Below are 24,534 nucleotides of genomic sequence, written 5' to 3' on the forward strand. Positions count from 1 at the left end.
AGCGAGCCACTCAGGCATCGAAGCGAGACCGTCAGACTAAAGGCCAAATGCCTGGTCCCACTCCCGGTTAAAGGCATCGGCGGCTTCTTCATACTCACGAATCGCAGCCGCGTACTTAAGGTTAATTCTTTCGTGCAACCACTTGTCGAACCCGCCGGCAATCCGGGCATAGCTGTCGACCATGGGAACAATTTCTAGCTCATCGTCCTGGGCCGCAAGCCATCCTCTGGTGTCGCTGTTCCACCTCGACCACTCCAGCAAGGGTTGGCGCAAAAGTACAAATGTCACCGAAAAAGATTGCTTGGAGAATGTCTGGCGGCTCTGGGCCACGGGCAGACGGTGATGCGTCAGGTAGTTGCGAAGACCTCGTAGGAAGGCTGCTGGGGCGTAGCCATCAAAGTCCGACTTTATTCTTGCAGAGTATTCGGCAGTGAGCGCGGTGTCTGTGCTGAAATGCTCCTTCAGAAAAACGCGCTGCTGATCGATTCGGGTGCTCAGTGCCATGAGGACGTTATGGAGTAGACGTTCGACCTCGGACAAAAGCTCATCATGTGCACGAGGGTTCGATATGTCGAAAGCAGCTAGCACGTGCGTCGGGTCCTGTACCTGAGCGACGAGTGCGTTGTACTGGGCAACGTTGCCCTGGAAGACGTACCCGATGCGACGGATGTAGTCCATGAGGGCGATAGCGTGATAACCCGGAGAAGCATTGAGCTCGTCCTGCCAGACGAGTAAGCGGGGACGGCCAGCCGGATCGTCGACATCGGGCGCGTGGGCAGAGACCTCATCCTCCATCGGCATTCTCACATGCTCGCACGCCGGGCCGGCAGGCCAAACTGGCCGCCGCCGTGTGATCCGACTACTGATGTGCGACGTAGCCCTGCCAGGTGATGCGCGATGGATGTTGGACATCAGCCGACGGAGGACAGCCGGCCACCGGCCGAGGTGGTGAGAACTTTCTGTACGTCTTCAAGGCGACCCGAGACGGGCCGCAAGCGCCGCCGCCTGGGCGCGCGTCCGTCGCTCCGCTGGCGCTCCGACTCCGGCCACGCAGAACGCCCGGCGGCTGGCGCGGAGAGCGGAAAGCCCGGGGGCCGCCGCAGACGGTGGCGGCGAGAGTGGTTGAGGTTCGTGGGCCGGCAGCCGGCCGGGCCGCGCCCGAGCGGCGCGGCGCAGGGAAGTGCACGCCGGGTCCGGACGGCGGGTCGCGATGGCGGATCGGTCGCGGTTACCGCGCCTCCGGCGGGGGCGCAACGACTCCGAGATGGCCGGGGGTCCGTCGGCGCGTCGCGGTCGGTGGGTGGTTGCGCAGGGCCACCCCGCCAGCCGACGACCCGGGCGAGCCGAGCAGACCACCACCCGGCCCGCCAGCGTCCGAACGTGCGTCAAGGCCGTCTTGACGTGGCGGACCGGGCGTCGGCCCGCTCCCCAGGAGGGCGGGTCGGCGGCAGACGGGATGGCAGCATTGGATGGGTGCTGCTGCGATCACTGAGACTGGTCTTGAACCTCCATCCACAGACGGACTCGCCCGTCGATACGTGGACTTGATGACGCTTCTCCCAGTATCTTGGCCCGTTCGCTTCGCCACCAGTCATGCCGCTGAGCCATCTCGTCCGTGAATAGGAGCACCCGGCCGCCGCCGAATAAGCAACTTCCACGTATCTCCCGCAGCAGGTCGGTTTGAACTTCCCGTGAATTGTGATACGCCTTGGCTATCTCAATGTCGATGACAAATAAATCGTACTGGTGGCGGTGAAAAATGGCGCGTCCAGTTTCGGGCGAGAAGCCACGAAGTCCAGCAATTCCCTCGCCCTTGCCGAGATCTTCGGGGGAGTGGATCAGGCTGCGTCCGGCCAGGTACCAATCGCTTAGGGCGGCCACGTCTGAAGGCACGTATAGAGCCCGATCTAGCCACTCGTCGATGTGCTCAAGGCTGTTCCTGACTCTGCCTAAATCGTAAAGCGGGTAGTCCTCATTGTCGGGGAGCGCAAGTAGCCGGCGCAGTTCCTTGATCCGGGTCTTCTTGGCGTCCTTAGCCAACTTCCGGGCCTCACCCTTGGTGCCTGGCCATCCGTCCGGCTTTGGATCCTGACCGTAGGTAACCATCCTGCTCACGATTATCCCGGCAAACATCGCTGCCTGAATATTCTTCCAGGCATCGGCGTTGCTTCCAGCGGTGGCGGCTTCGACGGCCGACTCGAAGGAGTCGTTGAATATTTTTGCTTGACGTTCGATCTCGATCAGATAGAAGAGCAGTTTGAGGTTTTGCGTAGAGGTATCGTCGCCACCCTTGATTGATTGGACTGGAATTCGCCGGTGCTCTATCACCATGCCACCGCCTCAGCCGTGATCCTTCGACCGTCCAGGTACCCGTGCCCGTAGCGTGCCCGACGCAGCGGTCAATCCCGGGTAGCGATGGGCCTGCTACGGACGACGTCGACACGCTCCGTGTTCAGTGGGTTTAGGATGCCGCTACAGAGCGTGCAGATCAACCTGATTCCCAAGCTGACAGTGCGCGACCGCCCCCGCCAGGGGCAGGGTTCCGGCGGGTGGTAGAACGGGGCGTGGAGATCGCGCAGCTCAGCCAAACAACCCTCCACGCTTCCAGGGGATTGACACTTCGATCAATGCGATGCCTTGGAGAACGCGGCTTCGCGATCCTCACCGGCCGCTGGCGCACGCTGCACCACAGCACCGCCAGCCCTCGAAACCTCGGCGACATCGTCCGCGCCGCCCTCCACCTCACCCACTTCGAATACCGCTACCTACACGAATCTTGTTGAGATCACTTCACTGGACAGCCAGCTCAGACCACACGGACCTTTCCGCGCCTATGATTAGTTAGCACCACTCATGTCTGCGTCAATCCACACTTGACCGCGAAGGTGGCTCAATATCGCGATAGACCGCAATCCAATCCTTAACTGAATTCTTCGCACTTGTATCATTCAGCTGATGCACCATTGATTCCAATTGAGGCATTAACTTCTCGAAGTCCTGCACCAGATGCATTTCACTATCAGTCACTCGCTGCGTTCCATCACCGAACAATTCACAGTTGCGCCGATACCCAATTGAACGCATCTCCTCCGCGCTAAATGAAAAGCACGCCAGCGTAAGCCTGATCGCACCATCTGGAGTCATGTTGAGGGGGATGGGAGTACAAGTTCCATCGATGTTTTCGACAATAGATGACAACCGCAGACGCCAATAGCATGTCTGAAGTATCTCGCCAGTGCTTGTCGCCGCTAAGCCAAGAACTAAGTCCGCAAAATCAAGAGCACTCCCGAACCCTCCGCCAGCACGGATATCCCGCATGACCTCGGTTTCCACGGAAACTATGATCGAGAACCACCACTGTGTAGGCCTGCCCTCTGGATGTCGCTGCTGAATCCAGGCAGCCAGCTGGGCCAGCGGAAGCTCGCGCATCTCCCGATACTCGATCGAAGTTGTCATCAGCCTACCCCTCCGAAATCTCGCCAGACCCTGAATGGAATGTGAATTCCTGCCGCCATAAATGCATCAGACCCCCTCTGCAAGAAGGTTTTAGCACAAGCGCATGTCGGCGTGTAGTGCCCAGTGAAGTTGTCGAATGAGGTCACCTGGCCATTTCTGATAGTTAGCTGACCCGCCCCCAGGACCGCATCTCCGCCGGTAATGACAGTGTGATGGATCTTGTTTGCGGCAGGCACAATACCAAGATTTCCGGACTCACCCAACGCCCAAAGATAGGTGCCGTCCTGGCCCATCGCGGCGGCGAATTCACCGCTGCCGGCAGAGGCAGGCTTAATTCCTTGGAAATCTGCTTCCATCAACTCAATCGGCAACTCGTCAGGATGCTTGTTCGCAACAGGATCGCAGTTGTGCACGAGGACCGGCGTGTTGCCAGCGATCACATAGTACGTGTGGATGTCGGCGACGGTGAGGTCGCGCATGTTCTGGGCGCCGGTGTGGTTGCGGACGGCGGTGACGGTGACGGTGTCTCCGTCGGTGGTGCGTAGTTGGTGTCCGACGGTGAGGTTGGCGGCGTCGACCCATTGTTGGTTGGTCTGGTCCCAGAACGGGTGGTGCTGGGTGGTGTACAGCACCGTCACTGTGCTGTCGTCGGTCCCGTCGGCTGGGGTGGTGTCCTCCACGCGGTTGGATGACATCTTCGACGGCGCGATCGTGCATCACGGGTACACCGACTACATTCGCGATTACGAAGTCATCGCCTACGTCACCGCAGACCCGCGTACCGGCATCCCACCCGTCCACCTCCGCTACCTGTTCAAGTACTGCGTCGCAGCCGAGGTGCAGACGGCGGTGAGTCCCGATATCTGGCGTTGCTCGCTCGACGAGCGACTGACCGACCGGGAGATCGGTCCGGACCTGGACGGCTTCGTGTGGGCAGTGCGCTGGCAGCCGCTCTACCCAGGTGCGGAGGTGGTGGCGGACTCCGAGCGTGCGCGGTCGTGGACTGACAAGATCGGCATTCCCTTCCACGAGGTCCGCTTCGAGATGAACGCTCACGCCATCACTCTCGTCTTCAGCGACCTTGACGTGACGGAGGTGGGGGAGGGCTACGCGCCCTTCACAGTCACCGAGGACGACTGACGCAAGGATCTTGCAACTCGCGTGGGTGACTAACTGGGTGACGATCGGGACGGACGCCAGCGGACGAGCAGGGATACTGATGGACGGTTCCAGCAGTTCAACGCCCATGAAACGGCAGGCCAGAGCCCCGTGTTGGTTGCCTGGGGGTCAAGGGGTCGTCGGTTCGAATCCGGCCGTCCCGACAGACAAAAAGCCCTGACCAGCGGAGACGCTGGTCAGGGCTTTAAGTTTGTCTATCGGGTTTTGAACCTCCCCCGAAAACCCCCCATTTACCGGGGTCGGCAACCAGGTTTGTCATCCATGTGCATGGTTGGACGCCGCGGGTGCGGGACGCCCCCCGCGGTCGGCACCGAGTCGCTCAAGGATGTCCGAGACGTCCGGGGCTTGAGCCGGCTTGGCGATGTAGTACGTGTCGGTCACCTCCTCGCTGGAGTGCCCAAGCTGTGCTGCGGCGGGCCGGCCGGTTGCTCGCCGAGCGGCCGGTGGCCGACTTCAGCCTCAACGCCGGTGGGGACATCATCCTGCGGACCGGGCCGGGCCAGCCGGAGTGGCGGGTCGGAGTGGAGGACCCCGCCGACCCGCGCCGGCTGCTGGCCGTGCTGCCGGTACGCCGCGGCGCCGTCGCCACATCCGGTACCGGTCGCCGGGGCGCCCACATCCTCGACCCGCACACCGGCCGGCCGGTCAACGCCCTGGCCTCGGTGACCGTGATCGGTCCCTCCTTGACCTGGGCGGACGTCTACGCCACGGCTGCGATCGCCGGAGGTTCCCGCAGCCTGTCGTGGCTGCGGAGGCAGACGGGTTACCGGGCAATGGCAGTCGATGACACCGGCGAAACCGGGTCATCGACGTTAGTCCACCTTTGAAGGCAGTCGATGGGTGCGCCGGCGTCCTGAGAAGGTGGAGTTCACGACTAGACCTCGCCGGGCGCTGGCGATGCTGAACGGGCGATTACCCCGGGGCCTTCGCCTGGATCACGGCTGGACGTGACCGCAGTGGTCGCACAGCTGCGGGGTGATCCAGTCGCCGACAAACCTGTCGTGCAGGCACCGTTGCATTGAGCCTTGGCAAGATCGAGGCAGGCTTGAGTTGCCCTGTGTCAACCCCTGGGTCAGGCGGCTGTTGGTTGGTTTTGGTTGAGGAGGGTTTGGAGGGTGCCGTGGGTGGCTGGGTTGTAGGGGACGTTGTCCTGCCAGCAGCGCCAGATGATGTGTGCCCAGGCGCGGGCGAGGATGCGGACGGCGTGGGGGTGGTCGCAGCCGCGGGCGGTTGCTTTTGCGTATAGATCGGCGGCCCAGGGGTTGGCGCGGCGGGAGTCGCCGGCGAAATCGCAGAGGGCGTCGCGCAGTTGTTTGTCGGCGCCCCAGCGGAGCATGACGGTCTTGACCTTGCCCGATTGTCGGGTCGAGGGGGCGACCCCGGCGAGGCAGGTCAGCGATTCGCGGGTGGGGAACCGTCCGCGGGCGTCGCCGATTTCGGCGAGCAGCCGGGCGGCCCGGACGCTGCCGGAGCGGGGCAGGGACGTGAAGATCGGCGCGTCGGGATGCGCGTCGAGTTGTTCGCCGATGCTGGCGGCCAGGATCTGGATCTGGGCTGTCAGGGTTCGCAGGACGGCGACCAGCGCGGTGGTGGTGCCCGCGTGGATGCCGGCGGGCTCGCCGGTGACGCCGCGGGGTGCGGCAAGCAGCCGGGCGTGCAGCACGGCCGGGTCAACGCCTCCGCTGTATGAGACGGAGCGCAGCCAGACGGCGAGGCGTTTGGGCGAGAGCCAGTCCGCGGCCTGCTGGGTGGTGAACCGGCCCAGGAAGGTCAGAGTGATCGGCGAGTCGATGTCGGCGAACAGCGTTGCGGCGGCGGGGAACACGATCTGCAGGTGTGCCCGCAGCTGGTTGGCTGCGGCGACCCGGTGGGTGACGAGGTCTCGGCGGGCGCGGACGCTGCCGCGCAGCGCGGTGGTCTGCTCGCTGTCGACAACCATGGGTCGCAGCCGGCGGACGTCGGTGCGGACCACGTCGGCCAGGACGTAGGCGTCGAATCGGTCGTCCTTGTTCCCGGCCGATCCGTACCGGCTGCGCAGGTTCTTCACCTGACCGGGCGGGATCACGTACACGGTCAGTCCGGCCCGCATCAGGGTCTGGACCACCGGTCCGTCGCCGCGTTCGATGCCGACCTGCTCGACACCGGCGCGCAGCAGCCGGGCGGCCATCCGCTTCAACCCGGCCGCGTCGTGCGGCACGGTGAACCGGTCCAGGACCTCCCCTTGATCGCCGAGCACGCAGACGGCGTGGTCGTCCTTGGCCCAGTCCACCCCCGCCGTGACGCGCATGGCAGTGGGGTTGGGGTTGATACTCACAGTTGTCTCCTCGCTGTTGCATCAGTGGGAAGACACCCGGTGGTCCCGGGACACCGCAGCCGGTCGCTCACTGATCGGCGCTCATTGGCGCATAGCCCTGTAGCCAGTCGGGGTGTCCTGGGCCGCCGGGCCTCGCAGAACTCAAGCTGGACCTCGAAGGTCGAGCAGTGATGGCGATGGCACGGCGGGGACCAGGGGTGCACCCGAACCCTCCCACTCAGCGATCAAACGGGCGACTCGGATACAGGGATGCTGCACCAGTGAGCAGTGAAGCCATCGACCCGCTCTCGCCCATGGTTGCCTCCGACGTCGGCGTTCGCCGGGTTCCGGTTCCCGACCGAGGTGATCGTGGTCGCGGCCCGCTGGTATCTGCGCTTCAACCTCTCGTATCGCGACGTGGAGGAGCTGCTGGTCGAACGTGGGGTCGAGGTCGATCACGTCACCGTCTACCGGTGGGTGCAGCGGTTCACGCCGCTGCTGGCCGACGCCGCCCGATTCTCCCGCCACTCACCAGGCGACAGGTGGCATGTCGACGAGACCTACGTCAAGGTCAACGGCGTGTGGCGGTACGTGTACCGGGCGATCGACCAGTATGGGCAGGTCATCGACGTGCTCGTCATGGCCCGCCGGGACGCTGGCGCCGCCCGGCGGTTCTTCCGACGCGCGTTGTCGACGTTGAAAGTGACACCCAGCGAGATCGTCACCGACGCCGCGCCGGTCTACCCTGCCGTGCTCGACGAGCTGATCCCGTCCGCGTGGCACCACGTCGAGCAGTACGCCAACAATCCGATCGAAGCCGATCACAGCCAGCTCAAACACCGGTTGAGACCGATGCGCGGGCTACGAACGGACACGGCAGCACAAGTGATCATCGCTGGCCACGCGTTCATGCAGAACCTGCGCCGCGGACACTACGAACTCGCCATCGACACCCCGCCCGCTCGGCGGGTCGCAGCGGCGTTTGCCGAACTCGCCCAAGCGATCTGACCGCCCACCCGGCACAGCCTTAACGCGTCTTCCGATCCCACAACGCAACTGCCCCCTTGCCCTTCCCCGTCAACGACCAGGGAGTCGAGTTCGGCGATCTCCGCGGTGATCATCCCGTACCGGTCGTGGTCACGGACCGCGACGTCGACGTGATGGTAGGTGGCGGTCAGGTCCAGGCCCGTCCGGCGGGCGTTGCGGTAGGCGGCCAGAGCGATGGAGGCGAGCACCACTGCTCAGTCCGCAGCAGAGGTGCCCTTGCCCTTCCCCGTCAACGACCAGGGAATCGCCGACTCACTGAAGCCCCCTCACTGCCGGTCAACGGGCCAGCCCAGCGATGAGGTTGACACCACCCGCCACGATCACCACGCCGAATACGTACGACAGGATGGCATGGGAGAGCACGGTGCCTCGGATCCGAGGATCGCTGATGGCCGTGTCGGAGACCTGGTAAGTCATGCCGATCGTGAAAGAGACGTAGGCTAGGTCGCGGTAGGTAGGCCGCCCTTGCACAGATTGGCCGCCGAAGCCGATGCCCCCGGCTGTTGACGCGAAATGCAGGTCGGCGTAGCGCAGAGTGAAGACCGTGTTGATGACGGTCCACGAAAGCAGGACGGTCAGCGTTGCGACGCCGATGAGCAGCATCCGCACTGAGCCGCTCTGCCGGCCGGCAAGGCTGAGTGCGAAGCCGACCCCCAGCAGGCTGGTGACGCCTGCCCCTACCAGCAGCACTGCAGCGGTTCCCCGCGTCGCGTCCTCCCGGGTGGCGAACATCTCAGTATGCGAGCCGTCTGCTCGGACAATGATTGGCCAGATGATCACGAGGAACGCGAGCGCGGCGGCGTCCCAGCCCCCGACCGCGGCCAACTCCCAGGCCATCAAGGGCAGGAGCGCGAGAGCGACGATCAGCCCGATGGAGGCCACGATGACGGCTCGCCGCAGGGCGGGGGCGTGCCAGCCCAAGGAGCGGTGAAGGAACGATCTCGTGGGGATACCTTTCATCGTCCGAGTGTCTCCGACCACATCGCATGGCGGGCTCATGGCCCGCGCAGCGGAACCCGGAGATTACCTGGACGGCCCACTGAGGGATCTAGTGCAGCACCGCGTTAATCCTTCGGGGGTGCGGGTTCGGGGGTGAGGTCGGCGAGGTAGAGCCCTGCGGCGCAGTCGATGGCGTCTTCGGGGGTGCCGGTGGGCCAGCCGGTGGGCAGGATGTTGACCTCGTAGCCGTCGCGGCTGGCCAGGTAGGTGGCGAACTGCCAGTGGTCGTGGTGTCCGTTCCAGCGCAGCCGGCACAGCTGCCAGACCTCGCTGTCATCGGTGACCGCGTCGATGTAGGCGTAGTCGCCGCGCCAGCGCACGGTCAGGTCGGCTAGCTGTGGCCAGCGCAGCTTGTGGTGCTCGGCGACGCGCCGTTGCAGGGTGGTCTTGGCGGTGGCGGGCATGCGGGCCATGACGTCATCGTGCCTCGCCCGGCGTGTCGGGCTGGCGTCGACCCGCCGCCACCGGTAGGGCTCGTCCTCGCGGTCGGCCCGTGTCCCCTCCCGCCGACCGCGGGAAGGGCGATCAGATGGCCACCGCGACCGCATCGACCGTTGCCATCGACGATGATGCGCGTGGTCGGCTGACCGCGCTGGCCCGTTCCCGCACCGCACCCCACCAGCAGGTTCAGCGGGCCCGTATCGTCCTCGCCGCGGCGGCCGCCACACCCAACGCGGTGATCGCCCGCCAGCTGTCGATCAGCCAGGACACCGTGCGCACGTGGCGGGATAGGTTCGTCTCTTACGGCTTGGCCGGGCTGACCGGCCGGCCGCGTCCGGGCCGCCCGCTACGGCCCGGACGTGCACCTGCGGATCGTGGCCACCGTCACCGGGCAGCTGCCCGAAGCCGATTCGGCGTGGACACACCGGCTGATCGCCGAGCATCTGAGCGAAGACGGGATCTCCGCCTCACAGGTCGGACGGATCCTGGCCGATCTGGACCTCAAACCCCGCCGGGTCCGTGGCTGGCTGACCCGCCCCGCCGACCCGGACTTCTTCAGCAAGGCCGCCGACGTGTGTGACCTGTACCTGCACCAACCCCAAGACTCAATCGTGGTATGCGTCGATGAGAAGACCGCGATCGGCGCCCGCAGCCGCAAACACCCTGAGCAGCGCGCCCAGCCAGGCCGCGTGGCCCGACGCGAGTTCGAGTACATCCGCCACGGCACCGTGTCAATCATCGCCGCCCTCGACGTGCACAGCGGGCACGTCGTCACCGAACAAATCGCCAAGAACGACTCCGCGACGTTCATCGCGTTCCTGACCACGCGCGACGCGCACGTCGATCCGGCGCTGACGATCCACCTCGTGCTCGACAACGGATCGTCACACACATCGAAGGCCACCACGAAATGGCTGGCCGCACATCCTCGCTTCCAACCCCACTACACACCCAAACACGCGTCCTGGCTGGACCAAGCCGAGCTGTTCTTCTCGATCCTGACCCGCAGGCTGCTACGCCGCGGCGAGTTCACCTCCCGCCAGGACCTCGCCGACAAGATCGAAAACTTCACCATCGTCTACAACCGCACCGCCAAGCCCTACCGGTGGACCTACGACGGACGACCCCTCAAGGTCACCTGACCCCCGAAGAACTAACGCATTGCTGCACTAGCAATCGTCGTCCCTCTGCGCCCGTCACGCTCCGCGAGCCGACTGCACAGCCGCGACGAAGCGTCGGACACGTGCTGCTTGCGGGCGGACGCCGACGACCGGTCCATGGCCCGCCGGCATCTCCACCAGGGATCAGTTTCGGGATGGTGAGGGAGGGCCTGCGGCTGGGTAGTCTGGTGAGGAATTCCAGTGGCGGATACGGCGATCTGAGTCAGTGACAGGCGGGCAGCTGGCGGCCGGCACTGAGGACGGTGCCGTCGGGACGGACGATCGCCACCCGGGCCCCACCTGTCCTCAGCCACTGGTGTAGCTCGCCGCCGGGTTCCGCAGTCACGAGAACTGCTCCACGCCGTTCGATGTCGGCTCGTTGGGTGGCGGGCGGCTCGGTGGACGTGACGATGGCGAATCGGCCTGCGGCCACGTCGTCGAAACGGCGCTCGCCGTCGAGGATCGCGTTCGGGCACAGGCGGCCCGCGAGGGTGCGGCGCAGGCGTGGCCGGATCACCAGGTCGGACCGGTGGGGCGATGGGTCGTGTCGCCCCACCGAAACGAACCTTCATGCCTGCTGTAGGCGGGTCGCGATAGGTAGGAGCACGTCGTTCTCGTGGTGACGGGAGGTCCCGATGGCGGGGGAGCGGGGCGCGGTGGGACCTGGCGACGTCCTGTCGGCCTGCCCCCGTTTACCCCCCGAAAACCCCCGCCTGCGGTTGACAACCAGTGACAAGAACCGATCATTACTTGGTCGTGTCTGTGCAGCTCAGCGCCTATTTCTGACGGTCAATGACAAGTCGGGGTGGCTACGATTGGTAACAAGGGGTCGTCGGTTCGAATCCGGCCGTCCCGACGCAGGTGAGAGGGCTGATCCGGAAAGCGGGTCGGCTCTTTCGCCGTTTTGGGGACCAAGATCAGTCAAGTTGGAGTTGTTTGGCGCTGCTTGACCGTCGGTCAAGCTTCAGCGGCCAGTGTGGCCAGTGTGGTTGATTGCCGAATTCTTCTCTTGCTGTATCAAGGCGGCCCGCGAAGCGGGCCGCGCCGGCCCGGCCCCGGCCTGCTGGCGACCTCCGGCCGGCATCGGCCGGGCCGGCCGGCCACGTTGACGGACGACCAGGACCCTGAAGACCTCGGGGCTCCGCCCCGAACCCCGGCCCTCCTCAGAGATCTGCCGGGGATCTCCTCGACGTGCACCACGAGGGCTACCAGCTTCCCCGGACGGGGACAAGGTGGAGCGCCCTACCGGACGAACGACCTTGGCCCCGTCCGGGGAAGCTGGTAGGTCTGGCGACTGCCCGACGAGGAGATCTCGCTCCCTGCGGTTGGTACGCTGCGCGCCCACAAGAGGGGGAGGGACGTTGTGGGCAGATTCCTTGACCGGTTCCGCAAGCGCGCTGACCCGGTTGATGCCGAACCCGCAGAGGGAATGCGGCACACCACCAAGCTGTGTTCTTGCTGCGGGCAGCCAACGGATGTCCATGACCGGCAGGCCCGGTTCCGGCTGCCTGATCCTGTCCTTGACACGCGCATGCAGCACCGGGCACGAGGCGCCTGGCTGAGTCATGCGACCCCGGACGCTTCGGTGATGATGCAGGTTCCCGGGGTGGGCGCCTTCGTGCGGGCACTGCTCCCCGTGCAGCTGACCGGTGGCTTCAGCGCCACATTCGGGGTGTGGGTCGCCCTCGATCCCGCTGACCTCCAGCGCGCGTCCGCAGTGTGGTCGGAGCCGGAGTATCAGGACCTACGGCTCCAGGGTTGGCTCGCGAACGCCCTGCCGGTTTGGGGCCTGCTCACTGCCCCAGTCGAGTTGGAGGTGCGTGACCCGGAGCAGACGCCGTACTGCGCGCACAGTTCTGACCCCGGTCTGGCCAAGGTGCTCGCTGAGGTTTGGCCGCATGAGGATGTGCTGCCGAGGCTGCCATGAACTTCGTGGCGTCGACAGGGGAGCGGTCCGCATCTGGTCCGCCTAGCCCAGACTACGGACCGGACCAGAGGGCGACGGTGTGCCATCCACGTGCCAGTAGCCGGTACCCCGGACGGTCGCGAGCAGGCACGAACGAACGGTCACGCACCTGCTGGCTTGACGTGGGGCACCAGGCCCTTGTCGGCCATGATCTTCGCCCTTCCAAACTGAAGGTGTGAGTATGCGGTTGATCGACTTGGTGGAGCGCCTAGACCAGCTCCCCGATGAGGCGACGATCTACGCCGGCCGACCCTGGTCCCCGGAGGTACGCGCGGAGGCTGTGGTGGACGATGAGAACCAGCGCTCTGACTACCTGCTTGAAGTCAGCCTGGCGCGTGAGGTGCTTGAGGTCTGGTCGACGTGGCGCAGTGGCCGAACACCAAGCCCAGCCGAGGCGTGCGCTGCCGTAATCCACTACGCGGAATGGGACGCCTACTTTGCGGTGGAGGAGTAGCGGTCGCGCCCCCTTCACCGAGCGGTCCGCATTTAGTCCGCAAGAGGTCGACGGACAGCGGGGGAGCAGTGTGAGATGTCGAGAAGCATTTCCGCTGCTAGACCCCTACGCGCGCAGGTCGGCGGGGCGGGCATTTTGATCTCATAATCCCTCGGTTGCGGGTCGAGTCCCGCCCGCCCCACCACGCACCCCCTGGTCAGGCATGCTGCCCGCGACCCGTGCGAACCGCGCCGAGGTCCGGGCCAACGCCGTCAGTCCGCACACGCCAGTGACCGAACTACAAGCGGCCCTGGGAAGCTAGCGACGGCGCTGACGAGGCTCCTTCTGCACGTGATCAATCCGCCAAGTCATCCTCGGCGAGATAGCCAACACCGTCGCAGGTGGGGCAAGGCCCGAAAACGCTTCCCATTCCCTTACCCATGCCCGTGGTCTTCACCATGCCTGGAAGCCGCGCAACACCTCGGCATTCCGGACATCGACGATGAACGCCTTTGGCGCGAGACGAAGGCCGCTGTTCGTCCTGAAGATCTGGCTCCACCTCACGGATCATATGGCCGCAAGCGTGGCCCGTCTCAGTCCTCATCCGGTCCTCAAGAGGTCGAGCCCTGGCCGCTGACGCTGAGAGAGGCCGAGAGGGGTTTCCGCAGGCCAGGCGGGGTTGGGGCAGGTGGACCGTGGGTGGGTAACTTGATCTCGTAATGCGTAGGTCGACGGTTCGATTCCGTCAGGCGGCTCGGTACGGAAGCTTAGGTCAGAGACCTGGGCTTCGCCGTTCCCGAGGTCGACCAGGCTGCCGCCGCTGGTGCCAGTCCGCATCCCGCGCCGCGACCGCCTCGTTCGGGCGGTTGGCGACCGCGTTCAGGTCGTCACCGACCAGGCCCCCGTACAGTCCAGCGTTATCGACGCCGAGGCGTGCCCGAGCTTCCGCTGCACAGCCTTGACGTTCGCGCCCGCCGCCACGGCCAGACTCGCCGCCGTGTGCCGAAGATCGTCACGAGGGTTCCTCCGCTCGCCCGGTTTGGTCGCGGTCCAGGCTTCAGGTGTTCACCGGCCCACGGGCGCTGGGCTTCCATAAGCCATGACACGCAGGAAGACCACCACGATCAACAGAGGAACGATCACCCCGCCCACCATCCCGACGCCGAAGGGCCTGCGGCGTCGGCTGACGCAAAGCACCGCACCGGTGATCAGGAAAGCGGCCAGAATGCAGGGCGACAGCATGATGTAGAAGAGCCCGGTGTAGGCGGCGGCGCTGTCTGGTCCTGGGTCCGGGTCTGCCCTCTGCTCGGCACCGGCCTGGGCAGCGGCGAAGTAGACGTACGCGCCGCATGCGATGTATCCGAGAACAGATACGAAGAATCCGCCGGCTACCTTCGCCCACGTAGGCATTGACAGAGTATGACCCGAGCCGGCCGGGCCGACCGCCCCGGGCACAGCCGGCAGTATGCCAGGGGCGGTGCCCACGAGTGACCGTCCGAACGTCTGACCACGGACGACACCGGATCGAGTATGAAAAGCGAGCACGAGGTTGTACAGCCTTGCGTACAGCCAAGACGGCCGATGGTCGGGGATAAGAAGCGGCGGCAGCCGACAAACCGAGCAGGTCAACCGCAGCAGCCGACGCGAGCCGACATACCGCATGATCTTTGCAAGGCCGGGGCCGGGGCCGGTGCCCGTTGCGTTCCCGATTGGACGGTCGGCGGGAGTCAGCTGCGGTCAGGTTCGGTGCAGGGACCAGGGCGGGTAGCGCCGGCCAAGCCTGGTGATGGACCCGCGATGCGGCAGCGTATCGGCACTTCCTAAACCGGGGGCTGCCGTCGCCAGGTTCCGACATCCGACGCACGGCTCGGCGTTCAGATCTGGTGGCCAAGCCCGCCACCCCGACGCCGCCACGAGGTCAAGTTCGGCCTGCCCGGTGGGCCGCCACAGGGTGATCGTGCCGGAGTTGTCGATGGTCTACTCCTCGCCAATCGTGGTTGCGGGGTGGCCGTGCGAGCCACGCGTCCAACATTCTGGTGATCGGCCCCGAGCGTCGCCGTGGCCCGGCCGGCTCGGCCATCCGAAAGGCGTGCGCGAGCGGTCCCGCATGCGCTCATCTGCCGCTGTCGGTGCGCGATCGGCCGGGCTACAGGTTCCCGGACTCTGGCCAGTAGGACCAGTGCGTGTTGGGCGGCATGTCTGGTGCGTACCGTCTCACATCTCCTGTCGTCAACACGTCGGCGAGCTGGCGGCAGGTCATTGACTGACTGGGAACTGTGTCCTGGAGAAGGTCTGGGTGGTGCCACTGATCCAGCCGCATGATCTCTGGGATGTCGGCCGGGATCCGCCGCCGCAGCTCGACTTCGTCGGCCAGGAGCAGGTCCCGGTGGTCCGGGACGAGCCGGCGAAGCACGTCCACCAGATCCTCACCCCGCTCGGCGGCTACCGCGATCCGCCGGCCTCGTACCACAATCGACGTTCCGTGATAGATCTCAGGCTGGTCAACGTCCTCGATCTCGTCCCAGTTGTCGACCCGGCTCAGGAAGTCCTCGTTGCCGTAGCCCGGTTCGCCCTCGGTCAGACAGTTGCTGAAGACGTGAAGGACGTCGATGAGGTTGCCAGCCCTGGGCGAGTATCCCAACGCCTCAACGATGAGCGCCCAACGCTGCGCGTCTCGGTAGGCGTGAAGCCGGGCATCAACCGCGTAGTAGTAGCCGTGGCCCAGGTCCGGAAACATGAAGTCTGCGGCCGCGGTGTCGAGCTGGTCGAGAATCTCGGCGGAGCGCATGGTCGTGCAGTGTAGCCACGGGTTCTCCACCATGATCGGTGCGCGCATCTGCCGCTGTTCGAGTGGCGTGCACGGGGGCTGGCCTAGGGGGACGAGATTGGGTCATGGTGGGACCGAGCAGTATGCGCTCCCGCTGTCTGGCGCTAAGTTGAGACCTGGGATTCCGAGGAGGATTAAAGTGCCCAAGCGCGTCAACAACGGGCCGGGAGACGACCCGGACGAGTACTGGTTCGAGTGCGAGGACTGCGAGGGCACGGGGACCATAAACGTCCCAGGCGGACGGTGCCTTGCCATACCTGCAAGAAAATAGGTTCAGCGCGGACTATGAGCTACTCGAGCGGTTCGATGCAGTAGAAATTGAACGCGACTTCGAGTTGATCGCATCGTGGACCCTGTCGGCCGGACCCGGCGTTCCTGATCAGGTGACCACGACGTTCGGCCAGGACCACGCCGCTGCCCGCGCTGAGGAGGCTCGGATCGATGCGCTCGAAGGGGTCTGTAAGAAGAACGGCTCTGGCGCAGAAACGGTGGTCGGGGTGATTGGTCTACGCGAGCAGGATTCGCTGTCGTAGGAGGGCGAAGCCGGCTCGGCCGTACATTTGCCGTTTCAGGAGTTTGACCTTGGTGTTGGCGCCTTCCATGGGGCCGTTGCTGTAGGGCAGGGTCAGCCCGGCCACGACGGCGGGCAGGTCCATCCGAAGGCCGTGGACGAAGCCGTGCAGGGCAGGCAGGGCGTCGGCGTCGACAGCGGTCATCCACGCGTCGAGGTCCTCGCCGCGACGTCCGGCGAGCAGGGCGGCGAACTCACCGACCCTGCGGGCCAGCACGCTCAGTTGAGGGCAGGTGGCGAGCAGGTCGTGCAGGTGGCTGTGGTGATGAGCGGGAAGGTTCTCGGGCCTGGTCATGAGCCAGGAGACCAGGCGGCGCGGTGATGGCGGGGTGCGTTCGGCCTCGGCGCGGCCCTGGTTGAGGTAGCGGACCAGCAAGTTCGCGCTGCCGGCATAGCCGAGCTCGCGGATCTCGTCGAGCAGCCGGGTCACCGCAACCTTCGGGTCGTCGGCGCGCCGGCGGCGCAGATGATCCCGGAACGGGTCAACCAGCGTCTGCCGGTAACGCGGCGGCCGCTGCAGATCATCAGCGGTGCTCGCCCGGGCGTAACGCTTCACGGTGTTCAAGGCCCAGCCCAGCCGGCGGGCACACTCCAGCAGGCCAACGCCCTGGTCGAGCAGGGTATGCACGGCCGCATGCCGCTCGCGGGTGCGCTGATCCAGGGCCTGGCCTGGGCGGGCTGGGATGTCGTGCCAGCAGCGGCTGTGGGCGATGACGGTCTTCTCGACCGCCTTGGCCAGGTTGTTCCACAGGTGCCACCGGTCGCTGACCTGCACCGCATGCGGCGCGCCATCGCGGATGGCTTCGGCATAGGCGGCGGATCCGTCGCGGCAGACGACCTTCACCTGCGGATGCTCCCGCAGCCACGCGGCCAAAGTGGCCGCCTTGCGGTCAGGCAACACATCGACACGGCGATGGGTGACCGCGTCGATCAGCAAGCTCGCATAGCGGCGGCCCCGGCGCAGCGCGAAGTCATCCACACTCAGCACCGCAGGCACCGGAGCCTGCGAGATCGGCATGGCCATCAGCACGCGCAGCACTGTCGAACGTGAGATCCGCACGCCCAGCCGCGACAGCACCGCCGATCCTGCCCGGCCGGCCGCGACCACAGCCAGATCACCGACCAACCCGGTCAACTCACGGGTCCGCCGCGCCCACCGGTAGGTCAGCGCGGGCACCTGCTCCCGAAACGTGCGTTGCGGGCAGGACTCGGTCGGGCACAGCAGCCTGCGCACACGCAGATCGATGATCACACCCCGACCGCCGACGGGCAGATCCGCCAGCCGTCGTCGGTGATAGGCGTGCACCCGTTCCGCCGGCTGGCCGCACTGCGGGCACGACACCGCCACCGTCGGCGTCCGGGCCCGCACCCGCAAGACCGGGCCCTGATCCACCACCTCATCAATGACCAGCGAAGTCAGCTGCGGGAACAAGGTCTTGATCAAGTTACCGACACACCGGCGTCAGCCTTCCGCAAAGCGACAGACCACAATGGACCGGCCCACCACCGTTTCTGCGCCAGAGCCGTTTTCTTGACAGACCCGTTGCCCAGGGTCCGCCTGCGGCCTGTGCGAAGAGTTTCTGCTCGTCGCGGCCCGGCTGATGGTCGACGCCGAGTAGGTCGGGGAGACGACGGGTGATCTCTTGGCCAGAGCCGTCGGCGTCGTGGCGCCACCGCCGCAGGTCCGTGCGAGTGATCATGTTGGTCGCCCGGGCCCACGTCTGGATGTGCAGGTAGGTGTACGGCAGATCGGTGGTGCCGTCGGCCTGTGTGGCGTCGATGCTTTGGGCCAGGGCCGATCGAGGGCACGCTCGGCGTGGCCTCGAGTTGATTCCCCGGTGCTGGCGGTGCGGCTGGAGCCGGCGTCTGGTCCATGGGCGTGCCCGGCTGGCAGCCGGTGAGCAGGATGCTCCCGAGAAGACTCACGGCCATGCGGGGGATGGTGGCGATAGATCTGACCATAGGTCTCTGACTCCTTGCTCGTGTAAGGGCAGGTCGGGCCTGGTATAGGGGGGCATTGCACCGCCGAAGCGGCTCTGGTGTCGGGCGATATCGGGTGCTCAGCCGATCCGGCTCGACGTTGTAGGGCGGACGGCGACTGGGCGGGCGATGCGGCGCAGTGGCCAGAGTCGGGGCCCACTCGGCAGGTGCAGCGGCAGGCCGGCGAGGTAGCCGTTGGCCTGCAGGAAGTCCCGGGCGGGCTGATTGGTCACCACTGCGTCCACCGGGTAACCGAGCTGGTCAACGACTTCATGGTGACGAGCGAGCAGCTTCGCGCCGATGCCCTGCCTGCGGCGGTCCCGCGTCACGTACAGCCATGCCAGCCACTGATGCGGGGCATCGGACTGGTAGCTGCCCACCAATGCGCTGAGCTGCTGGAACCGGGGTAACGCCCGCCTCGTGAAGGTGCCCAGGTGGTGATCCGACAACACGGGCGCGTCGTCGGCTGGATGTCGACGCCACACCGCGACGCCGCTCATGTCCGGCAGCAGGTCGACGTCGCCCCACTCAACGGAGTGGTCGACTTCCATTGCCAGTAGTCCCTGGAAGACGGCTTGCCGCTCTGCCGGGTCGGGAACAAGCCACTCGGCCACCGGATCATCGGCGAGGCCTTGGGCCAGAAGAGCGGTGACCGCTGCCACATCGCCGGGCTGCCCGGGTCGTACGAGCAGGGTGTTCACCGCGGGGGTCACAGGGCCCTCCGGCGTGGGAGCGGTCCGCTCTCGGGAAAGCCCGTAGGCCGGGCGGCGTCGGGTTGCCCGCGCCACATCCGCCAGATCGTCGGCCCGGTGGTGGGAAGGATCAGCGGTGGCCCTGCTCGGTACCCGAGTCTGACGTACAACTCGCGGTTGCGCAGGTTGCTGGCCTCCAGGTACGCGGGCATGCCGAGCGCATCGAGCTGGCGGTGGTGGTGGCCAAGCAACGCGGCGCCGACCCCGCGGTTCTGCTGCTCGGGGCTGACGGCGACGTAGGCGAGGTAGTGATGTGGCTCGCTCGGGTGATACGCCTCGAACACCGCGTCGAGGAGGGAGAACTTTGGCGCGTTCACCCCGGTGGCCGCTTCCAGCACTGCCGGATGCTCCAGTGAGCCATTGGGCGGGGGTTCGGGGCGCGGGTACCAGATCGCGACGGCGGATAGGTCTGCGGTGGTGTCGACGTGGCCGTTGTCGAAGCCGTGGTTCAAGACCAGCTCGAAGTAACGGCGGTAGACGGCGCGGCGGTCGTTGTGGCCAGGGACCAGCCAGTCGGCTACGGGCCCGTCGAAGAACGCCTCGGCGAGGACGGAAATCAAATCCTCCGCGTCGCTGCGGCCTGCCTGGCGCACCGTGACGCTGGTGCCGATGTCGGTCATGGTCACTCCTGATGTAGGTCAGGCCGGCTGACGGACGGCGGCAGGGCTGCGGAGGGACGCGGTGGCGCTCTCCGCGCCGAGGCCGATGGCGTTGTAGACGTCCGGCTTAGCGGTGCGAAGGACCAGCGCCCAGGCCGCGCCGAGGAGGGCGACGATGGCGTACGTGGCAGGGAAGAGCCAGCGCAGCGGCGAGTGTGGGTGAACGCCGAGGAGGGTGTCGAACTCCTGCACGGTGACGGCGAGGATCGCCGCCAGCGCGATCGTGGCCATCAGCGGCGCGACGACGGCCCGCCAAGGCCCCTCGGTGTGTCTGATCCGGGCGAAGAAGCCGACCACCGCGGCAGAGGTCACGGTCATCAGGGCCAGGACGCCGAGGCCACCGGTCACTGTGACCCAGAAGAAGAGGTGCACGATCGGGTCGGCGTTCGCCACCGCGTAGCCGACGAGTACGGCCACCGCGACGACGCTCTGGACGATCGAACCGACCTTCGGCGCGCCGGTGCGGTGGCTGGTCCGACCCAGCGCGGCGGGGAGCACCCGCTCACGCCCGAGGGCGAACAGGTACCGGGCCACGGTGTGGTGAAACGACAGCAGGGCGGCGAACAAACTGGTGATGAAGAGGACGCGGCCGATCGTGACGAAGCTCGTGCCGAGGTGCGGCGCGACGAGGTTGAAGATCAGATCGGTCCCGTCCGCGCGGGCGGCTTCCACGATCCTGTCGGGACCGGTGGCGACGGACATGGCCCACGCCGACAGGCCGTAGAGCAGACCGGTGATCGCCACGGCGATGTACGTGGCACGCGGTACGGTCCGGCGCGGGTCCTTGGTCTCCTCGCTGAAGACGACGGTGCCCTCGAAGCCGACGAAACCCGTGATCGCGGTGACCAGTGCGGCGCCGATTCCGGCGGCGAAGATGTGCGACGGGGCGAGGGTGTCGAAGGTGACCGTCCCGCTGGCGGGGCGGCCGACCATTACCGCGTCGAAGACGAGGGCGACGGCGCACTCGGCGATGAGCATGACCGCCAGCACCTTGCCGTTCAGGTCGATGCGCAGCAAACCGAGAACGGCGACGACGGCCCAGGCGATCAGAGCGCACAGCCACCAAGTGGTGTCCCAGCCGTACTGGCTCTGCAGGAACTGGGCGAGGACCGCCCCGAACCCGCCGTACAGGCCGATTTGCATGGCGTTGTAGGCCAGTAGCGCAACCATGGCTGCGGCGACGCCGGCCGGGCGGCCAAGTCCCCGGGTGACGTAGGTGTAGAAGGCGCCGGCGTTGACGATCCGCCGGGACATGGCGACGTAGCCGACCGCGAACAAGGCGAGCACGGCGGCGACGACCAGATACGACACGGGAATGCCCGCCACACCGGTAACGGCGTACCCGGTGGTTGCTCCGCCGGCGATGACGGTGAGTGGCGCGGCCGCGGCGATCACGAAGAACACCACGGACGGGATTCCGAGTCGGCCGCGTGCCAGGACAGCCGTGACCGTGTCAGGTTTCGAGTGGGGCATGGTTTCTCTTTCGCCTGGGGGTGGTTTGTGAATCGCACATCAGGAGGTGCGGTGGCTGAGAACGCCTGCGCCGATGACGCTGTTGAGGTCGGCGAGGAGGTCACGTAGCGGTAGCCACGATTGATTGACCAGTTGGCGCAGGTGCGCCTGAGCGCTGTACGGCGCGCCGTCGAGCAGGGCTGTGTCCAGCTGGGTATGCAGCGTCAGGCCGGCCAGCGCGATGTCGAAATGGTCGAGCTGCCGGTAGTTGCGTACCTGCTGCGACAGTCGTGCCCACGACCAGGCGGCAGTGTTGATGTCGGTCGGCACGTAGACGGTGCGCTGTCGCCAGAGCCGGCTGACTTGCTGCTGTCGGAGGAGCCCGACCTGCCACATGCGTGTGGCGACCTGCTCGTAGGCGGTGGTGGCGATAAACGTCAGCCAGGTCCGGGTGTCGGTGTGCTGCGGCTGAGCGATCAACCGGTCGAGGACGAAGTGTTGCAGCCAATCCTTCGGCGGAAAGGTGTGGAGGACTTGGACCTTCCCGTGCTCGAACGTGATGCGGCGTTCGTAGTACAGCTCGATGAGCAGCGCGGCGGCGAGGCCCGAGGCCAGTCCAGTGTCGTAGAGCCGGGGCCGGCCGGTCTGGTCGTCGTGGGCCATGTAGAAGAACTCATCGGCGATGCGCGGGGATATTGCGGCAGCGGTACCGACGGCTTTCACAGGCCGATGTGGCGGTACTGGCTCGCTGTGGGCGGGCATGGCGTGCTCATCGGCCGCGCCTGGGGGTCTGTTCACCGCAGCTGGCCTTCCGGGAGTGAGTGGCTGGCGGCGGGAAGCAGCCCGAGCCGGCAGAGGAGGAATCGGCCTCCGGCGTGGCGGGTGAGCTCCTCCACCGCCCAGGCGTGCTGCTGGCATTCGTTGTCGCTGCAGTGGAAGCAGGCGCGGTCATCGACGTGCTGGATCACCGTCAGGCGGGCTGACTCGAAACGGTCGACGGGGCGAGCGCTTTCGTCGGTGCTGGTCACGGCGTCTGCGCAATCCGGCGTAGCGCGGCGACGCTGACGCGTAGCTCCATACAGGGCGGGTGTAGATCAACCTTGGGGTAGTCGCATTGGGGTCGGTGGCCGCGTACCCACATCCACTTTTCGCTGAGGTGCGCGAGGTCGGTGCGGAGCCAGGCGACGACGACGTCGACGTGCGGGCCAGGGGTTAGGTCCCGGCCGAGAGACCAATCGTCGGGGCCAAGCCTCAGCAGCGTCCCGGGCTCGGCGGTGGGCAGATTGCCTGGGTCGTTCATGGTGCGGGCTTCTCGTCGCCCTGAGGGTTGAGACGGATCTGCCAATCGGCAGGCACCCGATCAAGACCCGCCCAGAAGGCACGGTTTTCCGCAGCGAGCTCTTGAGGGGAGGGCTGGTCCGGGCCGGCCGCGCGGGTCCGGTTCCATCCGCCGTGGTGACCGAACAACGTCGCCGCGCCTTCGCAGTCGATGCCGAGCGGCCTGTACTGCTGACCGTCCTGTGCCGCGACGAACCACTTGATCCGTTTCGCCACCGTCATCTCCCCTCACTGGGTGGGTGCGCGGCCGGACCGTCCGGCCCTGGCCGCGCACCCGTCCGGCGGGTGCAGGGACCGACTCGCGCGGGGGACGCGACGGGCCCCTGCACCCTGCTTGCCTGGGTAGTGCCGAAGCAGGCACCTGTCCAGCTGGATCTCGGGCGATTGAGCAACCGCTTGGTGGGTCTGGCCCACTTGCGAACAACTGATTGCGAGTCAACGATCACGGAATGCTGTACGACTGGGAATGCCGACCTCTGGTCCGACCTCGTGTACCGACCTCCGTTCCGACCGCCCTCTGAGCTGCGAATTCATGGTTGTTTTGGAACCTCCTTCAAGATCCTTTCGCCGTTTGTCGGGGTTACATTGAGATCACCGAGCCGGCCGCATGGTCGACCGGCTTGAGACGAAGCCGTGGAGGCTGACGGTGACCAGACCCAGTCCGTACGTCCGGCGACGATGGCTTGGGCGCGAGATCAGGCGCCTGCGTAACGAGCACGGACTGGCCGCTGGACCACTCGCGCGCGCCGTTGGGTTCCCGCGGCAACAGCTCAGTGCCGTGGAGAATGGACACCTCGGCCCCGACATCGATCTGGTCAGCGCGATCTGTGACTATCTGGCCGTTGGCGCCAACCGGCGGACAGCCATCATGGACGCGGCGACCGACGGCTGGGCGCAAGGATGGTGGATGGCCGACGCGGAACGAATGGGTGCCCGGCAAGCCACCTACGCCGACCTGGAGAGCGGCACCAGAACTATCACGGAGTATGCCCTGGCGCTGGTTCCCGGCCTGCTCCAAACGACCGGGTTTGCCGATGCTCGGTTGCGCAGTGACCCTGCCCGTCACGCCGAGACCTTCGACCCCGCCGCAGCGGTCGCTGCCCGAGCGCACCGACAGCAACTGCTACTCGCCATCGGCGGGCCGCGCTACGACGTCGTGCTCGACGAAATCGCGATCCGACGCTGTGCCGCCGAACCACACATCGTCGCCGACCAGTTCCGGCACATCGTCGCCGTCTGCGCTGCACACCCGACCGTGACCGTCCGCGTGCTACCGATCGACGCCTCCATCAAGGGCCACAGCGCGCCCAGGTCCGCGTACTCGATCTACCGCTATCGCGACACGCCGGAATCCGTGGCTGTCGCCGCCGACATGCTCACGAGTGATCTGATTTACACCGAGCCGGATGAGGTCCAGCCCTATCTGAGCCTGCACAGCCGGCTGAAGGCCGCCGCGCTTGCACCTGACGTCAGCATTCATCTGCTCCGTGTCGCGGCGCAGGACCTGTCACCCATCGAAGGAGTTTCCGCATGAACTCGCGAAATACGAGGTGGCGCAAATCCACCCGCAGCGACGATGGCAACTGCATCGAGGTCGCCGACGCAGGCGACGGCACCGTCGGCGTGCGCGACTCGAAGGACGTCACCGGCCCGATACTGGAATTCCGACCCGCTACTTGGAGCGCCTTCACTGGCGGCATCCGGGCCGGCAAGTTCAGCCGTTGACCCTGGCCAGAGTGCGCTGCAGCGCCATACGGTGTGGCTCGACCTTCGACTCGAGGGCTTGATCCCAATGGAACCGTGGCCCTCTGGGCCCGATGTTGGCAACCTGGACATCGAATCCACATGGCTTCGAGTAGCCGACCAGCAGCAGCGAAGCGCCCGCTACGGGTGGACGTGAAAGGGGGAGCCAGTGTCACGTCATCCCGATACCGTTGTCGAACTCGGTCGGCAGCCCAGAGGTGACGGCGACGAAGGTCTC

At 66.1% G+C, this 24,534-nt stretch carries 28 protein-coding genes and 2 pseudogenes; 11 read left to right on the plus strand and 19 right to left on the minus strand.

From position 1 onward, the window contains the following. Positions 1-36: 36 nt before the first annotated feature. Together OG470_RS19680 and OG470_RS19685 are read right to left on the minus strand one after the other, a co-directional pair. The gene (locus OG470_RS19680; protein ID WP_328414282.1) at positions 37-801 is read right to left on the minus strand and encodes a hypothetical protein; all 765 of its coding nucleotides are present in this window, start codon (positions 799-801) and stop codon (positions 37-39) included. 684 nt (positions 802-1,485) lie between these two features. Next, positions 1,486-2,331, minus strand: a complete 846-nt coding sequence (locus OG470_RS19685) for a hypothetical protein (protein WP_328414284.1) — start codon at positions 2,329-2,331, stop codon at positions 1,486-1,488. A 296-nt stretch (positions 2,332-2,627) separates the two neighbouring features. Between OG470_RS19685 and OG470_RS19690 the strand changes: the two genes are divergently transcribed. Then, the gene (locus OG470_RS19690) at positions 2,628-2,783 is read left to right on the plus strand and encodes a hypothetical protein (protein WP_328414286.1); all 156 of its coding nucleotides are present in this window, start codon (positions 2,628-2,630) and stop codon (positions 2,781-2,783) included. 79 nt (positions 2,784-2,862) lie between these two features. Here OG470_RS19690 and OG470_RS19695 read toward each other — a convergent pair whose 3' ends face one another. Beyond that, positions 2,863-3,333 (minus strand): hypothetical protein, encoded by a 471-nt coding sequence (locus OG470_RS19695; RefSeq protein ID WP_328414287.1) that lies wholly within the window; start codon positions 3,331-3,333, stop codon positions 2,863-2,865. A 122-nt stretch (positions 3,334-3,455) separates the two neighbouring features. Continuing rightward, on the minus strand, positions 3,456-4,136 hold the full coding sequence (locus OG470_RS19700) for a polymorphic toxin-type HINT domain-containing protein (protein WP_328414289.1): 681 nt from the start codon (positions 4,134-4,136) through the stop codon (positions 3,456-3,458). On the opposite strand from OG470_RS19700, the gene OG470_RS19705 reads away from it, so the two are divergent. Both OG470_RS19705 and OG470_RS19710 read left to right on the plus strand, forming a co-directional pair. Continuing rightward, the gene (locus OG470_RS19705) at positions 4,123-4,596 is read left to right on the plus strand and encodes a YxiG-like protein (RefSeq protein ID WP_442930916.1); all 474 of its coding nucleotides are present in this window, start codon (positions 4,123-4,125) and stop codon (positions 4,594-4,596) included. The two genes, OG470_RS19700 and OG470_RS19705, sit on opposite strands and share 14 nt — an antisense overlap. Before the next feature lie 443 nt (positions 4,597-5,039). After that, positions 5,040-5,462 carry an FAD:protein FMN transferase gene (locus tag OG470_RS19710; protein WP_328414293.1) on the plus strand — a complete coding sequence of 141 codons (423 nt, stop codon included), beginning with the start codon at positions 5,040-5,042 and terminating at the stop codon, positions 5,460-5,462. A gap of 245 nt (positions 5,463-5,707) precedes the next feature. Here OG470_RS19710 and OG470_RS19715 read toward each other — a convergent pair whose 3' ends face one another. Further along, positions 5,708-6,949 (minus strand): IS110 family transposase, encoded by a 1,242-nt coding sequence (locus OG470_RS19715; protein ID WP_328414295.1) that lies wholly within the window; start codon positions 6,947-6,949, stop codon positions 5,708-5,710. Between the two features lie 297 nt (positions 6,950-7,246). On the opposite strand from OG470_RS19715, the gene OG470_RS19720 reads away from it, so the two are divergent. Next, positions 7,247-7,936 (plus strand): IS6 family transposase, encoded by a 690-nt coding sequence (locus OG470_RS19720; protein ID WP_328414297.1) that lies wholly within the window; start codon positions 7,247-7,249, stop codon positions 7,934-7,936. A 315-nt stretch (positions 7,937-8,251) separates the two neighbouring features. Here OG470_RS19720 and OG470_RS19725 read toward each other — a convergent pair whose 3' ends face one another. Together OG470_RS19725 and OG470_RS19730 are read right to left on the minus strand one after the other, a co-directional pair. Then, positions 8,252-8,857, minus strand: coding sequence for a DUF1345 domain-containing protein (locus OG470_RS19725; protein WP_328414299.1), 606 nt, complete (start codon positions 8,855-8,857; stop codon positions 8,252-8,254). Between the two features lie 182 nt (positions 8,858-9,039). Then, complete coding sequence (locus OG470_RS19730; RefSeq protein ID WP_328414301.1) at positions 9,040-9,387, minus strand: hypothetical protein; 348 nt, start codon at positions 9,385-9,387, stop codon at positions 9,040-9,042. Positions 9,388-9,503: 116 nt separating this feature from the next. Between OG470_RS19730 and OG470_RS19735 the strand changes: the two are divergent. After that, positions 9,504-9,707 (plus strand): annotated as a pseudogene (locus tag OG470_RS19735) (helix-turn-helix domain-containing protein); the annotation flags it as partial. Between the two features lie 67 nt (positions 9,708-9,774). Next, complete coding sequence (locus tag OG470_RS19740; protein WP_328414303.1) at positions 9,775-10,557, plus strand: IS630 family transposase; 783 nt, start codon at positions 9,775-9,777, stop codon at positions 10,555-10,557. A gap of 241 nt (positions 10,558-10,798) precedes the next feature. Here the strand turns inward: OG470_RS19740 and OG470_RS19745 are convergent, their stop codons facing one another. Further along, positions 10,799-11,131, minus strand: a complete 333-nt coding sequence (locus OG470_RS19745) for a hypothetical protein (protein ID WP_328414305.1) — start codon at positions 11,129-11,131, stop codon at positions 10,799-10,801. Positions 11,132-12,004: 873 nt separating this feature from the next. On the opposite strand from OG470_RS19745, the gene OG470_RS19750 reads away from it, so the two are divergent. Next, positions 12,005-12,502 carry a DUF2199 domain-containing protein gene (locus tag OG470_RS19750; protein ID WP_328426483.1) on the plus strand — a complete coding sequence of 166 codons (498 nt, stop codon included), beginning with the start codon at positions 12,005-12,007 and terminating at the stop codon, positions 12,500-12,502. 220 nt (positions 12,503-12,722) lie between these two features. After that, positions 12,723-12,995: a hypothetical protein gene (locus OG470_RS19755; protein ID WP_328414307.1), complete on the plus strand. Its 273-nt coding sequence runs from the start codon at positions 12,723-12,725 to the stop codon at positions 12,993-12,995. 1,044 nt (positions 12,996-14,039) lie between these two features. On the opposite strand, the gene OG470_RS19760 is transcribed toward OG470_RS19755, so the two are convergent. The 3 genes and pseudogenes from OG470_RS19760 to OG470_RS19770 form a co-directional block, all read right to left on the minus strand. Beyond that, a complete protein-coding gene (locus OG470_RS19760) occupies positions 14,040-14,384 on the minus strand; it encodes a hypothetical protein (protein ID WP_328414308.1) in 345 nt (114 codons plus the stop codon). A gap of 453 nt (positions 14,385-14,837) precedes the next feature. Then, positions 14,838-14,948 (minus strand): annotated as a pseudogene (locus tag OG470_RS19765) (ADP-ribosylation/crystallin J1); the annotation flags it as partial. A gap of 172 nt (positions 14,949-15,120) precedes the next feature. Beyond that, complete coding sequence (locus OG470_RS19770; protein WP_328414309.1) at positions 15,121-15,762, minus strand: DUF7003 family protein; 642 nt, start codon at positions 15,760-15,762, stop codon at positions 15,121-15,123. 287 nt (positions 15,763-16,049) lie between these two features. On the opposite strand from OG470_RS19770, the gene OG470_RS19775 reads away from it, so the two are divergent. Beyond that, positions 16,050-16,334 carry a hypothetical protein gene (locus OG470_RS19775; protein WP_328414311.1) on the plus strand — a complete coding sequence of 95 codons (285 nt, stop codon included), beginning with the start codon at positions 16,050-16,052 and terminating at the stop codon, positions 16,332-16,334. Here the strand turns inward: OG470_RS19775 and OG470_RS19780 are convergent. The 8 genes from OG470_RS19780 to OG470_RS19815 all read right to left on the minus strand — a co-directional run bounded on the left by OG470_RS19780 (position 16,308) and on the right by OG470_RS19815 (position 22,769). Next, complete coding sequence (locus OG470_RS19780; RefSeq protein ID WP_442930917.1) at positions 16,308-17,816, minus strand: ISL3 family transposase; 1,509 nt, start codon at positions 17,814-17,816, stop codon at positions 16,308-16,310. The two genes, OG470_RS19775 and OG470_RS19780, sit on opposite strands and share 27 nt — an antisense overlap. Before the next feature lie 616 nt (positions 17,817-18,432). Then, a complete protein-coding gene (locus OG470_RS19785) occupies positions 18,433-19,053 on the minus strand; it encodes a GNAT family N-acetyltransferase (protein WP_328414313.1) in 621 nt (206 codons plus the stop codon). A gap of 8 nt (positions 19,054-19,061) precedes the next feature. Next, positions 19,062-19,724 carry a GNAT family N-acetyltransferase gene (locus OG470_RS19790; protein ID WP_328414314.1) on the minus strand — a complete coding sequence of 221 codons (663 nt, stop codon included), beginning with the start codon at positions 19,722-19,724 and terminating at the stop codon, positions 19,062-19,064. Positions 19,725-19,742: 18 nt separating this feature from the next. Continuing rightward, positions 19,743-21,236 carry an APC family permease gene (locus OG470_RS19795; protein ID WP_328414315.1) on the minus strand — a complete coding sequence of 498 codons (1,494 nt, stop codon included), beginning with the start codon at positions 21,234-21,236 and terminating at the stop codon, positions 19,743-19,745. A gap of 39 nt (positions 21,237-21,275) precedes the next feature. Then, a complete protein-coding gene (locus OG470_RS19800) occupies positions 21,276-21,977 on the minus strand; it encodes a GOLPH3/VPS74 family protein (RefSeq protein ID WP_328414317.1) in 702 nt (233 codons plus the stop codon). 32 nt (positions 21,978-22,009) lie between these two features. Then, positions 22,010-22,243: a hypothetical protein gene (locus OG470_RS19805; RefSeq protein WP_328414319.1), complete on the minus strand. Its 234-nt coding sequence runs from the start codon at positions 22,241-22,243 to the stop codon at positions 22,010-22,012. Then, positions 22,240-22,515, minus strand: a complete 276-nt coding sequence (locus OG470_RS19810) for a hypothetical protein (RefSeq protein ID WP_328414321.1) — start codon at positions 22,513-22,515, stop codon at positions 22,240-22,242. Before OG470_RS19810 ends, OG470_RS19805 begins: the two co-directional genes overlap by 4 nt. Further along, entirely contained in the window at positions 22,512-22,769 is a 258-nt protein-coding gene (locus OG470_RS19815; protein ID WP_328414323.1) for a hypothetical protein, read from the minus strand. The genes OG470_RS19810 and OG470_RS19815 overlap by 4 nt, the downstream gene beginning before the upstream one ends. A 391-nt stretch (positions 22,770-23,160) precedes the next feature. Between OG470_RS19815 and OG470_RS19820 the strand changes: the two genes are divergently transcribed. Both OG470_RS19820 and OG470_RS19825 read left to right on the plus strand, forming a co-directional pair. Next, positions 23,161-24,087: a helix-turn-helix domain-containing protein gene (locus OG470_RS19820; RefSeq protein WP_328414325.1), complete on the plus strand. Its 927-nt coding sequence runs from the start codon at positions 23,161-23,163 to the stop codon at positions 24,085-24,087. Beyond that, positions 24,084-24,278, plus strand: a complete 195-nt coding sequence (locus tag OG470_RS19825; protein ID WP_328414327.1) for a DUF397 domain-containing protein — start codon at positions 24,084-24,086, stop codon at positions 24,276-24,278. Before OG470_RS19820 ends, OG470_RS19825 begins: the two co-directional genes overlap by 4 nt. Positions 24,279-24,534 lie beyond the last annotated feature (256 nt).

The organism is Micromonospora sp. NBC_00389 (assembly GCF_036059255.1).
Classification (GTDB): Bacteria; Actinomycetota; Actinomycetes; order Mycobacteriales; family Micromonosporaceae; genus Micromonospora.

Coding starts and splice junctions, on each gene's coding strand:
- OG470_RS19680 (WP_328414282.1), bottom strand. CDS start 801: ATGCCGATGGAGGATGAGGTCTCTGCCCACGCGCCCGATGTCGACGAT.
- OG470_RS19685 (WP_328414284.1), bottom strand. CDS start 2,331: ATGGTGATAGAGCACCGGCGAATTCCAGTCCAATCAATCAAGGGTGGC.
- OG470_RS19690 (WP_328414286.1), top strand. CDS start 2,628: ATGCGATGCCTTGGAGAACGCGGCTTCGCGATCCTCACCGGCCGCTGG.
- OG470_RS19730 (WP_328414301.1), bottom strand. CDS start 9,387: ATGGCCCGCATGCCCGCCACCGCCAAGACCACCCTGCAACGGCGCGTC.
- OG470_RS19750 (WP_328426483.1), top strand. CDS start 12,005: ATGCGGCACACCACCAAGCTGTGTTCTTGCTGCGGGCAGCCAACGGAT.
- OG470_RS19755 (WP_328414307.1), top strand. CDS start 12,723: ATGCGGTTGATCGACTTGGTGGAGCGCCTAGACCAGCTCCCCGATGAG.
- OG470_RS19760 (WP_328414308.1), bottom strand. CDS start 14,384: ATGCCTACGTGGGCGAAGGTAGCCGGCGGATTCTTCGTATCTGTTCTC.
- OG470_RS19770 (WP_328414309.1), bottom strand. CDS start 15,762: ATGCGCTCCGCCGAGATTCTCGACCAGCTCGACACCGCGGCCGCAGAC.
- OG470_RS19790 (WP_328414314.1), bottom strand. CDS start 19,724: ATGACCGACATCGGCACCAGCGTCACGGTGCGCCAGGCAGGCCGCAGC.
- OG470_RS19795 (WP_328414315.1), bottom strand. CDS start 21,236: ATGCCCCACTCGAAACCTGACACGGTCACGGCTGTCCTGGCACGCGGC.
- OG470_RS19800 (WP_328414317.1), bottom strand. CDS start 21,977: ATGCCCGCCCACAGCGAGCCAGTACCGCCACATCGGCCTGTGAAAGCC.
- OG470_RS19810 (WP_328414321.1), bottom strand. CDS start 22,515: ATGAACGACCCAGGCAATCTGCCCACCGCCGAGCCCGGGACGCTGCTG.
- OG470_RS19820 (WP_328414325.1), top strand. CDS start 23,161: ATGGTCGACCGGCTTGAGACGAAGCCGTGGAGGCTGACGGTGACCAGA.
- OG470_RS19825 (WP_328414327.1), top strand. CDS start 24,084: ATGAACTCGCGAAATACGAGGTGGCGCAAATCCACCCGCAGCGACGAT.